This window comes from Paenibacillus sp. ACRRX, from assembly GCF_022346885.1.
Lineage (GTDB): Bacteria > Bacillota > Bacilli > Paenibacillales > Paenibacillaceae > Paenibacillus_B.
In genome coordinates this window covers 40,747-55,542 of sequence record NZ_JAKRNK010000004.1, presented here as the reverse complement: position 1 = coordinate 55,542, position 14,796 = coordinate 40,747, and the positions used below count along the sequence as shown (strand labels likewise).

Annotated in this window: 4 protein-coding genes; all 4 read left to right on the top strand. The window is 43.5% G+C overall.

Translation table 11 applies throughout. The features are described from left to right. Positions 1-22: 22 nt before the first annotated feature. The 4 genes from MH117_RS13490 to MH117_RS13475 are packed head-to-tail and all read left to right on the top strand — an operon-like array spanning position 23 to position 14,796. Positions 23-3,277: a fibronectin type III domain-containing protein gene (locus tag MH117_RS13490; RefSeq protein ID WP_239329269.1), complete on the top strand. Its 3,255-nt coding sequence runs from the start codon at positions 23-25 to the stop codon at positions 3,275-3,277. A 42-nt stretch (positions 3,278-3,319) separates the two neighbouring features. Next, complete coding sequence (locus MH117_RS13485) at positions 3,320-4,270, top strand: hypothetical protein (RefSeq protein ID WP_239329268.1); 951 nt, start codon at positions 3,320-3,322, stop codon at positions 4,268-4,270. Positions 4,271-4,281: 11 nt separating this feature from the next. After that, a complete protein-coding gene (locus MH117_RS13480; RefSeq protein WP_239329266.1) occupies positions 4,282-5,016 on the top strand; it encodes a hypothetical protein in 735 nt (244 codons plus the stop codon). A gap of 60 nt (positions 5,017-5,076) precedes the next feature. Next, positions 5,077-14,796: an RHS repeat-associated core domain-containing protein gene (locus MH117_RS13475; RefSeq protein WP_239329265.1), complete on the top strand. Its 9,720-nt coding sequence runs from the start codon at positions 5,077-5,079 to the stop codon at positions 14,794-14,796.

Genomic DNA, 14,796 nt, shown 5'->3' with positions numbered 1-14,796 from the left:
TCTACTTTGTTTTTTGCTATTAGTGTCGAGTTTAACGATAACCCCACCTGTTCAAGCGGCGAGTAAAGTGGATATTGTTTTTGTAATTGACCGTTCTGGGAGTATGGGATCATCTATTGATAGTGTCAAAAATAAAGTAGGCAGATTTACCGATCTACTGAAAACAAAAGGGATTTCCTATCAACTGGGGTTAGTGACGTATGAAGAATATGTGACAAAGTATGATCTGACAAGCAATGTGGACACATTTAAGCAGTACTTAAACAACGTTTCAGTGGATGGTGGGACTGAAAATGGTTTAGATGCGATTATGGAGGCGGCTCAAAGTTATCCCTTTGAAATAAATGCATCCAAATATTTTATCTTGATTGGTGACGAGGTAGTTACTAGTTACCGCAACTATAGTGTTGATAGCGTCAAACAATATCTAAAGAACAATAACATTATACTAACCGCAATCTCCTCTTCAGACATTGAATATCAATTTAAGCAGCTTTCAGATGCAACTGGAGGATTAAGTTTAAATCTGTACAGTGATTTTGATGCGAATCTAACGTCTATCTTTGATCAGATTCAAAGAATACCTACTTTGCAAATCATTACACCAACTCCTGATCAGCTTCTTAGTGATGCTAATACTTCATTTATTCCAATGGTTAAAGCCATGGATCCTGATAGCGATACGCTAAGATTTGCGTATTATGTGGATTCGGAAACGACACCAAGGGATACCAAAGTAATCACAAATACGGCAACTTCTCAAAATGTCAGCTTTAATGCGATTAACTTAGCCTCCTTATCAGAAGGTACGCATTCTTTCCGGTTCACGGTGAATGACGGTACGGCTATGGTACAGGACGTGGTCCAATTCAGAGTGGATAAGTCCAATCCAGTGATTGGAAATATGCATGTTGCAGCGACAGATACAATCATCCAAGTTAACGGTACTGCTGCGGATTCCCTGTATGGCTTGCATCCGCAACCTTACAGGTACTCGATTGGGTCCAACACAAGTGCATGGACGGCGGCGCCGCAATTCGAATCTGCAAATTTAGTCCCGAATACCGAATATAACGTCCGCTTTGAAGCAAGGGATTATGCAGGTCATATTGCTTCAACGAATCAATCTGTAGTTACAAAAGCACAAACACCTACTATAAACGTAAACCAGGTGTCAGAATCCAGCTTCATTTTTCAGCTGCAAGACAGCAATCCCGCGCACACACAATACTTGATCAAAGCGGGACAAAAGTATGTGAGTGAAAATGGTACGTTGTCCTCTACGCCTAGTTGGGTAACCCCAACGAATAAACAAATAAGAGTGACGGGCTTATCGCCTAATAGTCTCTATAGTTTGCAGGCTAGAGCTAAAAATAAAAGCGGCATGGAAACCGTGGATAGTCCGCTGCTCAACGCTGCTACGTTGGCAACCCCACCGTCAAATATCACGATAGAGCCAGCTCAACAATGGATTAAAGTTAACTGGCCTCAAACATCGGGGGTAACGAGTTATGACATTGAAGCAGATGGAGTTGTCTACACCAATGGCACCTCCGGTTCATTTATGCATAGTGGACTGGCTCCCAATACGAAACATACCTACAGGGTAAGGGCTAACAATGCTGGCGGAATAGGGAACTGGAGTGAACCAGCGACCTATTTTACACTTCCTGATCCACCGGGTGTACCCAATTTTGTGCTTGCAGCACCTCTTCAGACGCAAATTACGTTGAAATGGGACATAGTAGCAAAAGCAGAAAGTTATGATATCGAGGCAGATGGAACCGTGCTAGATACGGGGGGGAAGACCTCTTTTGAGCATAAGGGACTGCAGCCAACAACGGACCATACATACCGTTTGCGGGCTAAAAATAAAGGTGGAACGGGAGAATGGAGCAAACCAAAAGTTGTGAAGACGCTGCCGTATCCTCCAGAGGCCCCACAGCAGGTGACAGCAGATGTCATGATCCGAAGTGTGAATCTGTCATGGGCCAAAACGGTTGGAGCAACCGGATATGAAGTCGAAGCAGATGGATTCATTGTGGACAACGGGGATAAGCAAGTATTCCAACATGATAGTTTGGAACCTTTAAGCGGACATATGTATCGAGTTAGAGCGGTTAATGAGGGTGGAAAGGGGAGCTGGAGCCATCCGGTACATGTGACAACGCTTCCTGAAAAGCCTGCGATTCCGAGCAATGTCATGACAACAGCGGAGAAAGATAGCATTTCCATCACATGGTATAAGGTGCCTCATGCAGAGAGATATGAGATTGAACTAGATGGAGGCTCCATTGTCAAACTTGATAGTAATCAGTATGAGCATCTTGGATTAAAGCCTGACAGTCAGCATACGTACAGAGTTCGGGCACATAATGTCAGTGGTTATAGCGAATGGAGTACTCCGATCACATTATCCACATTTCCAGCAGATAGTAGTGCCAATTATTCGTTAACGAATATTGCTGCGGTTGTAACGAATCGATTCATTACCATCTCGTGGGATGCGGTAGCACCGGCTGCTCAATACGAAATTGAAGTAGATGGAGTGTTATATAACAATGGGACAAAAACGATCTACCAACACTCAGGTTTAAAAGCTAGTGAGCTTCATAGTTACAAAATTCGTGTCAAAAATGAGGATTATCCGGGGCAATGGGTTGCGATGCTTTCGATGTTTACACTGCCTAATCCGCCTGACGCTCCTGCTAACATTGATGCATTTGCCAATGATAACAGCATCGAGATCCGTTGGCATAAAGGCGATGGAGTGACGGGATATGACATTGAAGTAGACGGAAAAGTGATAAATGCCGGGGATGGATCTGTTTATACACATGCTGGATTGGATTCTGGAACTTCCCATACGTACAGAGTTCGGGCTAAGAATGAAACGGGTGTAACGGCATGGAGCTCTGCCATTGTAAAAAGTACGACTAATCCGACGTATATGATTCGTGGCACAAAGGATCAAACGTTTGATTTGGCGTTATTCGCGACTAATGTTCAAGATTTCAGTGAGTTGACATATGTGGTGACGTACGATCCTCAGCAATTAGAAGTGATTGATCTATACGGTTTCACGCCACGTTTGGACAGGATCCAGGCAGGAAAGATAACGGATTCTAACCTTGAGGTAACGAACGAGATAGGAAAAATAACGTTTAAGATGCACCAAAATATTGTGCCCGGAACTTCCTGGACGGGTGAAATTACATCCATTGTATTTAAGTCAAAACAGGATGGGGAGTCTTCGATTAAGGCGACAGTGGAATAGATTTGTGAGTATATCTTATGTATTTTTTAGCGGGGTGATGAAGTGGGACGTCCTGTCCGTAGCAAGTATTATAAAGTTTTTGTGCTTGGTTTAACGGTGTCTTTGCTGCTGCCGTTACTCTATTTCATGGTAGATCCAAATCCAGCACGAAATAATGGTAATCCATCTCAGCTTATTCAAGAGCGTGATCACATCGCGGCAGAAATCTCGAATATGACAGGTGCCAAGGTTGAACATGTATTGACGCTGAAGCAAAGCGGATTAACGTGGAATCAAGTATTAGACAAGTTAAAAATAAAGGGGACGGCAGAAGCCGTTACCAGTTCTGTACCAGAAGCCAGGCCCCTATTGGATACTGGGCTCCAGAAAGATATCCTTGCTCAATTATCGAAGCAGGGAGTGGGCACAGACGAGATTCTTCAAGCCAAGTCTCTTGGGGAGCGAGTCGAATTTCAATTACAAGAACTAGTTAAAGGTCCAATTAAGACAGATACTCCTGTGAGTCTTGATATGTTGGCAAGCAGCGAAGACAAGCTATCACAGACATTTTCCAAAATAGCCGAGCAGTTTGATCTCAATAGCTCGATCTACTATATGGTCACCTTAAAAAAGGATCTCGGCAGTGAAGAAGCCGTGCTGGACGAATATTTATTGTCGTTGCAGCTCGATATCGATTTTGCAACTTACCTAAAAGATAAAAAAGCGTATGTGAAGACAAAAGAAGAGAAGATGGTAGGGCTGTTGAGAGAACAAGTAGTGACCACACAATTAATAGAGTTAACAATGCTGGAAAGATTGCAGCAGCAAAACGGTGCCGCTAAAGATAATAAACGGACTGACAGCAGTAAGGTTAATGGGGGACTGCCTGCGCATCAACAAGTCAAAAACGTTATTCCTGATGTATCCACGCCGCAAGTGGAAGAAGTAAGACCCCCTAATCCAGCAGAACAAATCAAAGCTGAAATTGAGGCCATTAATCCGAACAAGATGTGAAGGGTGTGTAGATGAACATGAGAAAGGTAACTCGAATTCTCATTATCGTATTGTGTATGGGCTTTACGTTTTCAACGGCCTATACTCTATACGCTATGGTCGGTACCGATTATGACAGTAAGTACAAGGACATGTTGGCTGAGCTAGATGTCCATGACAAATTTAAGCGAGAGATCGATAAATTGGTGGGAAAAGGATATGATCTGAGCGATTTGATGGTTGCTTATGAATTTTTATATCAAAGCTATGGTCGTATGCAGGAACTAGAAGCACTTGTAAAGCAACAAGATAGTGGGAAGTCGTGGGAGCATGTCTTTAAGGATTACAACAAATCACATAAGCCGTTTGTCCCGCGGGCATTTGATACGGATTATTTGGAAAGCTTGATGAAAACCAACGGCTTGACATCAGACGATATCATGATCGCAGATCGAATAGGCTTTGTATCTGCAAAGGCTTTCAAGGATATTCTCATTGCTAAGCTGGAAACGCAGAACAGTTGGAAAGAAATTGCGGCCGAGCATAATATCGTAAATAGCTCTTCAACGCTGCCTCGTGTCCCAGTCACACAGGAAGAACTGAGCAAGTTTACTTCCGCCAGCAAGCTGACAGAGGAGCGTGTGACGGAGGCTATCGTATTAGCGAAAAAGATTGGAAAGACGCCGCAGCAGGTGATTAGCAGTATGAAGTCAGGTCAATCTGAGGAAGCGATACTAGCAGATGGATATGTTGAAAAATATAGATAACAACAAGTATGAATGGAATAGATCGTCATGCTACCTGGGGGTGTACCTGTGAAGAGATGGATGAAGTCAATAGTCCTTGCTTTTCTATTTTTTATCATACCTTGTAATCTCATTTATGCCGAGACACTTGAAGAACAGTTAAATCATCTCATCGGTCCTAAACAGCAATATAATACAATATTATCGCCAGTATACTTGCGCAGTCAGGAGACAGAGGAGCAGATTAGTCCTCAGAGCGGTGAGCTGACATTAACACAGACAGACTATGTATTACCAGGCCGAAACGGACTTGATCTAGAAATTAAACGGATTTATAAGAGTGGGATTTCTAACGTTCAAGAGATGAAAGTGAAGTATGTAAACGGCGCCTGGGTGGATTATGTCCATTCAGATGCAAAAACTTCTTCTTTCTATGAAGATCGATACAACTTGGGAATAGGTATGCGATTTTCGTTTCCTAATATTGAGGTAAATTCGAATGAAGATGGAACAAGTCACAAGTTTCTACATACAGAAAGCGGTGACGTTTATCGATTAAGGGCTTACAAGTCAGATGGCGAGCTTGTTTATTTACCTGAGGGGCAAACGGTTAAGGATGTTGTCGTGAAGGAAAGCGCTACCTTTAAGAACGGGCAAAATGACGGAACTTCTAAATATGTGATGACAGAAAAAAACGGCAAAAAATCATTTTTTGCAGAAGACGGCCGACTCTTAGGTATCGAGGATCGCTTCGGAAACCGGCTCGTATTTGAATATGTTAGTCTAAGTTACACTTTAGATGGCACAACAATAAATAAAAAGCTGATCTCTAAGATTACAGATGCAATTGGCAGGGTGACAACCTTTGAATATAAAGAAGACTCTGCGTATAAAGTAGGTCCAATTGTAAATCAAGCGTATGACAAAGAAGATAGCTATAAGGCGTCTCAGAACCCGAATGATGTAGATTCGGGCGATCTGCAAGGGAAATTCCAGGTTATCGTACATCTGCCAAATGGAAAGCAGCTTGTATATGACAAGACGGCTGTACTTGTGAATGCTTCCAAACAAGTGATGAGAACACGATTACAGCGCGTGTATGATGTGGACAACAAGCCTAAGTATCATTTCTGGTACGAGCAGCCATCCCTTGGATTTACGTATACAAATGGAACAACCTATTCTGCATTTAATCGATACGAGAACCTCGTTCAGATTGACAACCTAAAGAAGAATCAGATCAAGCGGTATATTTACAATTCTTATACGAAGGTTCTGAATGAAGGAAGTATGCAGTATCGTAAAATATTTGAGCATCAAGATTGGGTAAAGAGCGGGTATGATGCCTCCAAAAGCAAGTTTGAAGACAAGTTTATGCTAGATCCGAAAGAAAAGATCCATTATACCTATACAAATGATGCCAGCGGATTCGGAACGGAAGGATACAAGCCGTATGATGATGTCTATTTACGTGATAAGTATCGTTACTATACGGAACAATCGGATATTCGGGGCAGCACCACGAAGTACACTTATGATGGACTGCATCAATTATTAGAAACAGAGTTTAAAGGTCCGGATCATAAAGAGATCGTTATCACGGACCGCGACGAGCTGAAATTAATTAAAAAGCAAGAGCGGCAATTGTTCCATGTAGTTAAAGGTGAGGCAAAAGGTAAACCAACTAAAAAAATAGAAAATTATCGGTACGATGAATACGGCAACCTGACGAACTATACGGGATCTGATGCCAAACGTGATGACAAAGGGTACCCGATTGATAATGAGCATACCATTGTGTATGCCTACGCATATGATAAGTTCCACGCCGTAACTTCAAAGACGTGGAAACAGGACAAAGACACGATCAATCAAGAGTTATACACCATTAATGAAAAAGGAAATGTGACCCAGGAGGTGAAGTCTGATCCTGCTCATGCTGAGAAGTCAATTATGACGAACTATCAGTATGACCTATACGGTAACATTACCAAAAAAGCGGTGCAGTCAAATGGGCAATCATTTGATACGTACTATGAATATGGCATCGATGCCGTTGGAACGGATACCAAGGGAGCTTATTTAACGAAAGAATACGGAATATTGGACGGCAAGCAAGCTGCCAAAAAGTATGCCTATGATTTATCGACAGGCAATCGTATTCAAGAAGTAGATGCTAGAGGACAGGTAACCGCTTATCAATATGACACACATAATCGTGTTGCCAAATCCATACGCCCAGGTAATGTCGTCAAAGGGTATGTGTATGAGGAACACCCTTATAATAACTTCAATATTCAAGTTACAGATGCAGAAGGAACCGCTTTTCGGTATGTATACGACACAGCGGGTGCGCTGGTGGAATCGAACGTACAAGTAGATAGCAAATGGAAAGTGCTAAAGCAATATGAGTATGACAACAGAGGCAACAAGGTAAAGGAAAAGGATTCAAATGGTCACAGCATCCGTTATGAGTATGATAGCAATTATCGTTTGATCAAGAAAAGTCTTTATGAACTTGACACAACCAATAAAGGTTCATCCATTATTACCTATCAGATTGGCATGGATGAGCAGATTCCAATGCTGGTAACCATTACGGATGAAGAGGGATACAGCAAGAAGTATTATTACGATCTGTCGGATCGATTAACAAAAGTGGAGGTATCGCCCGATCGGACCCGCTACTTTGCAACGACGTATACGTACGATTATGCGGGTAACAAACGAACAGAAACAGATGCACGCAACCTGACGTCTCATTATGCCTATGACAATTTCGGCAGAATGATATCCTCACAAGATGCGGCAGGGAACAATACTACCTTTACGTACAATGCACTGCATCAGATTACATTACAAGAGGAGCCAAACCATAAGACAACAGACATGGCCTATGACGCACTTGGGCGACTGGTCAAGAAACGGGTCTATACGACAGGTGCAAAGGATTATACCTATGTCATCCATCAGTACGATCTGGCTAGCAATGTGCTGCGTACACAGGAAGGAAAGGTAGCTGGAAATTCGGATGTCCTCTCGTCTGACAAAAGCTACACTTACGATGCTTATAACCAGCTAACAGATGAGTTTGCTGTCATAGATGACAGCAGACGCAGTCATGTAAAGCACAGTTATGACAAAAATGGAAAAATGACAGGAACGGTTGCGTATACGGACTCATCGGAAAGCAAATATCGGGAACATACGTATATTTATGATTACGCCGGGCGTGTGAAGGAGGAGAAGTGGAATGAGCATGATGGCACTGCTCCACATGTGAGTCGTCATCTCATCTATGAGCTGGATCATGAGGGCAACATCGTAAAGGAGCAAGCAGCTAATGGTTCAGGCTTTGATACCATCGTTCGCCGTTATGATTACAAGAATCGCTTGTTAGAAAAAATAGAATCTAATCGAGGCAAGTTGGATGGGAAAAGAACGTCCTATCAATATGACAAGAAGGGCAATTTGATTGCGGAGACGCTTGTTATTCAAGGCAAACCATCTGTTAACAGTTATAACTATGATGGTCTTGGCAAGCTGGTTCGTAAGACAGATGCAACAGGGAATGCTACGACTTATGTGTATGACCCTAATGGTAATCGTATTAAAGAGGTAGACCCTAGGTATGCGACTCTGCCTGTTGAGAAGGCCCCAGGAATGGAGTACGAATACGATAGCTTGAATCGGATGGTAAAGACGTATGTCTTTGACGGCAATAAAAAAGAACTAATCTTGTATAAAGTGTACGATGGACGCGGAAATGTGCTAGTTGAGGCCAAAGGAGAAGGAGCGAATACCGCTCAACCTGATAAATCGTACGGTGAAACATTTGAATACGATGCTAATGATCAGCAGGTTGTTTATACCTCAGCCCAAACCCAATATGAGAATCGCAAAAACGGCACGGATAACAAAACAGCAACGTTCTCCTATAATGGGTCTGGCCAGCGATTAACAGAAACGGATGCTCTTGGACGGACTACTCAATATGCCTATTACTTAAATGAGATGCTTAAGGAGAAGACATACGCAGATAAGAGCAGGGAAACTTTTGATTATGATCTTTCCGGCAAGGCAATGATGGCTGTTACGGACAGAGAAGGCCGAGTAACCCGGACTTTCTCTAACCTGTACGACAAGCCTTATCGCATTGAATATCCTGACGGCAGTACAGAGAAGTACGTTTATTCATTGAAAGGTGAACTCTTGCAGCGGCAAGATCGAGCGGGAAATACCCACTTTTTCGAGTATGATGCAGCGAGTAATATGGTACGCAAACTGGAGTTCATCCAGACAGACGGACCATTGCAGGAGTACCGTCTAACCGAGTTTGATTACGACGAGGCCAATCGTGTATTAAGCAGTGAAACGTTCCTGTATCAAACAACAGCTGGGACCAGCTCAGGCGGGAAAAAAATAGCAAGCGGCGATAAAGTCGAGCATATCTACAACCTGTCAGGTCTGCTTATCCAAACCAAAGGTCCATTTGGCAAGGACACAAGATATGAATATGACCCAGCAGGAAATAGAGTGACGAAGCTGCAAAAAGTAGACAACGGTTATGATGACGTTACAAGGTTTGTCTTTGATGTAAGATCGCACGTCGTTAAAGAGTCACGATTGGTTAAACCAACGGATTTAAGTTCAAATGTGCTGGATAACATCAATTACGACGATGAGTATTACGATCGGATGATGCTGACGACCCATTTTAGCTATGACAAAAGCGGTCAAATCGTAAGCAAGACGAGTCCGCAAGGGCACATGAGCCTGATCCAGTACGATTATGATGGCAGACCTGTTAAGCAAGTCGATCCGCTGAAAGCTGCCACTATTTACAGATATGACTCAAAGGGGAATTTATCGGAAGAGGTTAACCCAAATGGCTTTGTTACTGCTTATGAATATGATCCATTGGACCGAGTTATCCGCAAGCATATTCCCGTGTCTGGGGGGGCACATGCAACGTGGAGATATGTCTATGACAAAGTAGGGAATCTCATCAAAGAAATAGCCCCTAATCAATATGATCATTTACTGGATAATGGACAATCCGTACTTGGAATGGCTGGAACCCGTTATACGTATGATGTGATGAACCGCCGTACTCGTACAGAATCGCCTTATGGTGTATTGGAATGTATAGCATATGATAAACAGGGACTAGTTCAAAAGATTGTGGATGGTCTGAGTTACACAGGTGATCTCTCCTCTTCTAAAGGTACGTTATATGCTTACGACGGGCTTGGAAGAGTGAAGAAAAAGACAGATGTGTCAGGTCACAGCACTTTGTACGCATACGATATATGGGATCATGCTGTCAAAGTCACAGATGCAAGAGGTTATTCAACCCATTATACTTACAACGCTGATGGTACCTTAAACACAGTTGCTTACCCCGATGGGGGCAGCATCAAGTATGAATACGACAAGCTAGGTCGTAAGACGTCAGAAGTCAATCAGCTTGGCAATACGACCATCTTCAGCTATAACGTGTTTGACAAAGAGAAGAGTGTTACCGATCCGTACGGGCAAACGATCGAGAGCAGGTATGATCTGGACGGCAATATGATCTCGAGTAAGGACAAGCGGGGCAGCATTACCTTATACGAATATGATGCCAGCAATCGATTAATCGGGAAAAAGCTGCCGCTTGAGCAGGATGAAAGCGGAAATATCGTTTATGCGGTCGAGACCTACACCTACGATGCGGTGGGGAATCTACTCAAGCAAAGGTTGACGGGATCTAAGGACAGTCAATTCCTGAGAGAGACTACATATACGTACACACCTAACGATTTGACAGCCACCGCAGCGAATAATAGTGGTGCCTTCACTAAGAACAGTTATGATAAGAACGGCAATCTTGTTCAAGTGGACAAGCTGCGTGAGTCATCCCTTTACGATGTGGAGCGGTATGAATATGACGATGCGAACAGACTAGTCAAACAGATTCGATTCTATGACGAATCTGATATGTACTTGACTGAGATTCATAATCTAAAAGAGCTGCGTGATTCTGCACATCCTGGGCAAATACGTGCGATTGCTGAATATGAGTATGACGTACTCGGTCGTCGAGTGAAAGAATACGATCCAAGGGCTGCTGGATTAACTGACGCATCTGCAAAGGAACAGTATGGCGTCACTTATGCTTATGATGACATGGGGCGTGTCGAGAAGATTAGCCGTCAACATAACGGGAAGCTAGTATTTAAACAGTATGGATATGATGAAAATGGAAACAAAGTAACCGAGCAGAATGAAAATGGGTACGTAACCACCTTTACGTACGATACGTTGAATCGAATGGCGACGGCAACCAATCCGGCTAATCAAACAATCGCCTATCAGTATGATCTGGTTGGTAACAGAACGATAGAGACGGATGCGTTGCAAGAAAGTATGACTTATACGTACGATAAGCTGAATCGCCTCATTACCGTACTGGATGCGAATCATATCGTCATTATACATCACGTTTATGATGCGAATGGTAATGTGGTAAAGAAGATAGAAGCTAATGGCTATTTAGCGGGGGATACGGACGAGAAGCGTCAAGGATGGCATTATAAGTATGACTTGGCGAACCGCCTCGTATCCACACAAGACCCGGAGCTTGCATCACAAGAGAAGTCTGAGCGTTATTCATTTGTGTATCGCTACAATCCTTCAGGGGAGAAGATCAAAGAAGTCAACGGATTAGGGCTTGCCACTATCTACGATTATGATAATGCAGGCAGATTGCTCAAAGTGACAGATGCGCTTGGTGTAAATGTTTCCTACAGCTATAATCTGTTAGGCAGCAAGTTGGAAATGATAGACGGCAAAGGAAAAGTGACTCGATACCGTTATGGGGTTGGCGGCAAGCTGCGTGAAGTGATTGATCCTAATGGTAACTCGATCAAGTATCAATATGATCTGGCAGCGAATATAGCTGAGGTTACGGACCGGAACGGCAATCACACGGTGTATACGTACGATAGTCGTAATATGCTCCTTGGTAGAACAGTGAAGGAGTCAAAAGATTCGATTCAATATACCTATGATGCGACAGGCAGCCGTATCACGATGCAGGATGAGACTGGAACAACCACCTACAGCTATGATGGCAATAAACGCTTGCTGACACTTGTTAAGGACGGCAAGCAGCAACTGGCGTACACTTATGATGCCAATGGCAATACGGCATCGGTGAAGGATAAGACTGGATATGTGACTGCTTTCCGGTATGACAAGTCGAATCGGATGATAGAGGTAGAATTCGACGGCAAGAAGACGGCCTATCGCTACGATGCTGGCGGGAATCAAATCGCCGTTCTTTATGAAGGCGGGGTTCATACGGAATATACGTATGATCGTGCAAATCGCTTGCTGTCGCTTGTCAATAAGAAGTCTGGCGCAAGCACCATCTCTAAATTCCACTACACATACGATGCGGCAGGCAGACAAACAAGCAAAACGGACAGTTATGGCACAACGCATTATGCCTATGATGGTGTAGGCCGTGTTACCAAGGTGGAGGCGCCTGGCAAGGTTACGTTGTATACGTATGATCGAAACGGCAACCGGATCTCGTTGAGTGAGACGTATGTTTCTGAACAACCAAGCGGTTTTGTGGATGTGTCCAGCAAGGCGCAAGTGAAATATAGCATCAAGAAGAGCCACTACATGTACTCAAGTGCAAATGAGCTGCTGCAATTGGTTGAAAAGATGTCAGACCAAGCCGGCACAGAAGTATTGGAGCGTACCATTACTTATTTGTACGATGCCAACGGCAACGAACTGCGACAGAAGTCGAGTTTCCTGCGCCCGCACCAACGGGATATGAGACAGTCGACAGGTGGCAATCCGTACGGTGAGGGAATCGACGGTTCGATTAATAGTGTAATTGAGAAGGTCAGCAATACGTACGATGGCTTTAACCGGCTGAATCAGGTGGAACGGATCAAGGATGGGGAACGTGTCCTTGTTGATTATCAGTATGACGGCGATAATCTGAGAACGACTAAAGTGGTACGCAGTTCTAAGGAACAGTATGCGCCTCAATCGACACACTATTTGTATGATCGTCAACATGTCGTGCTGGAAAGTGATGCCTCGGGTCAAGCGACAGTTCGTTATGTATTTGGCAAAAGTTATATTGCACGAATAGGCAGCAGCACGACCATGTCCTATTATTTGTATAACGGACATGGTGATGTGGTACAAACGGTGAAGGAGTCAGGTGAGGTCGAGAATCAGTACGATTACGACATCTTTGGCAGTGCTGTCCTGAGCGTCGAACTATACCATAACGATATTCGTCATGCAGGTGAGTTCTATGATGAAGAAACGGGCTTGTATTACCTGCGAGCGAGATACTACAATCCGCAGGTCGGCAGATTTGTAACGGCGGACAGCTACTGGGGAGAGGATACGAATCCACTGAGCTTGAATCTGTATACGTATGTATACAACAACCCGTTGATTTACTGGGACCCAACTGGATATTGGGTTCAAAGGGATCAGAAGCTGAATGCCAATGCGCAAGCGCAAATTATCGCGCTGACAAGTGCCTACTATAGTGCAAGTACTAAGAGTGAGCGAAAAGCGATAGAAGCAAAAGCAAACGCGATAAGAAACAGCAACGAAGCGAGACAGACCAAGCCATCGCCATTACAGGTGGAGTCTTCAAAGGAGATTAAATCAGTCGTCACCAAAGCCATCCAAGCCACAACAACCGGAGATAAGAAGATTAGTCCGGAAGAATGGAAACAAATGACGTCAAGCTCCGGGATTACGTATCATTCAGAGATGACGACCAATTATTCAGCCGGTCCGAGTCGAAATACAACTACAGTCACTTATATAGGCAGGGCAGATCTAAAGGTGTCTGTGACATCCAATTTGTCTAGTGGCAGGGTAGAGCCAATCAAGCAAAGTATAAGTTATAAGGTGACCCCAAGCGAAGGCAAGTTTGTAATGGACCTAATAGCGAACAGTGACTTGTCGGCTGAGAAATCAGTCACGATTCTGACGATGATGGAGAAGAATAAAGGAAAAATATCCGAGTCAGAAGCAAAAAAAGTATTTGGCAGCAATACAAACTATGATACAGACATCATAGAATTGATGTACCGAACGAATATTCTATATGGAATGAATATAGCCCAGGTAGAGAACGCGATGCAGGATCAACGCATGTATAATACGTATGGTCTCGCGGCAGCGATGACGGCAGCTCGAGTTGTTCCGGGCATGTCCGTGGTCAGGAACGAGGCAACGAGCAGCGGGGCGAGAACATGGGAGCAAGCGACGAAGAGTAAGCCAAGTGCGACGAAGCCGCCGGCTGATAAAGCAGCAGCTAGTGCTGCGGGTGGTAATAAGGTGGCGGGGAAATTCTTAGATGCACCTGCCACAAGCAATGGAACGCTTAATATTGGTGCAAGAGGTAAGCCTACAGAGGGTGCATACAATATTGATATTAACCCTAAAGCTTCAGGAGTACATTATGGTGATGCTACAAATCTTTCTAATATTAAAACAGGTAGTCAAAGTAAAATAATCATCGAAAATCCTTATGGTTATGATCCCTTGAATCCTGAGGTAATGAGGGTTTTATCCAAAAATGGGGAAATTAAAATCACTGGTTCACGTTCTAATATGAATAAACTAGTGAAAACATTGGATGATAGAGGACTTAAATTAAAAGGTGAGGGACGAGAGATTCCGAATGACGGTAGTTTTAAAACTACTGATGGAGAGAACATCAAATCAGTAATGCTAGATCAATACACCATTATTAGAAAGTGA

Coding starts and splice junctions, on each gene's coding strand:
- MH117_RS13480 (WP_239329266.1), top strand. CDS start 4,282: ATGAACATGAGAAAGGTAACTCGAATTCTCATTATCGTATTGTGTATG.
- MH117_RS13475 (WP_239329265.1), top strand. CDS start 5,077: ATGAAGTCAATAGTCCTTGCTTTTCTATTTTTTATCATACCTTGTAAT.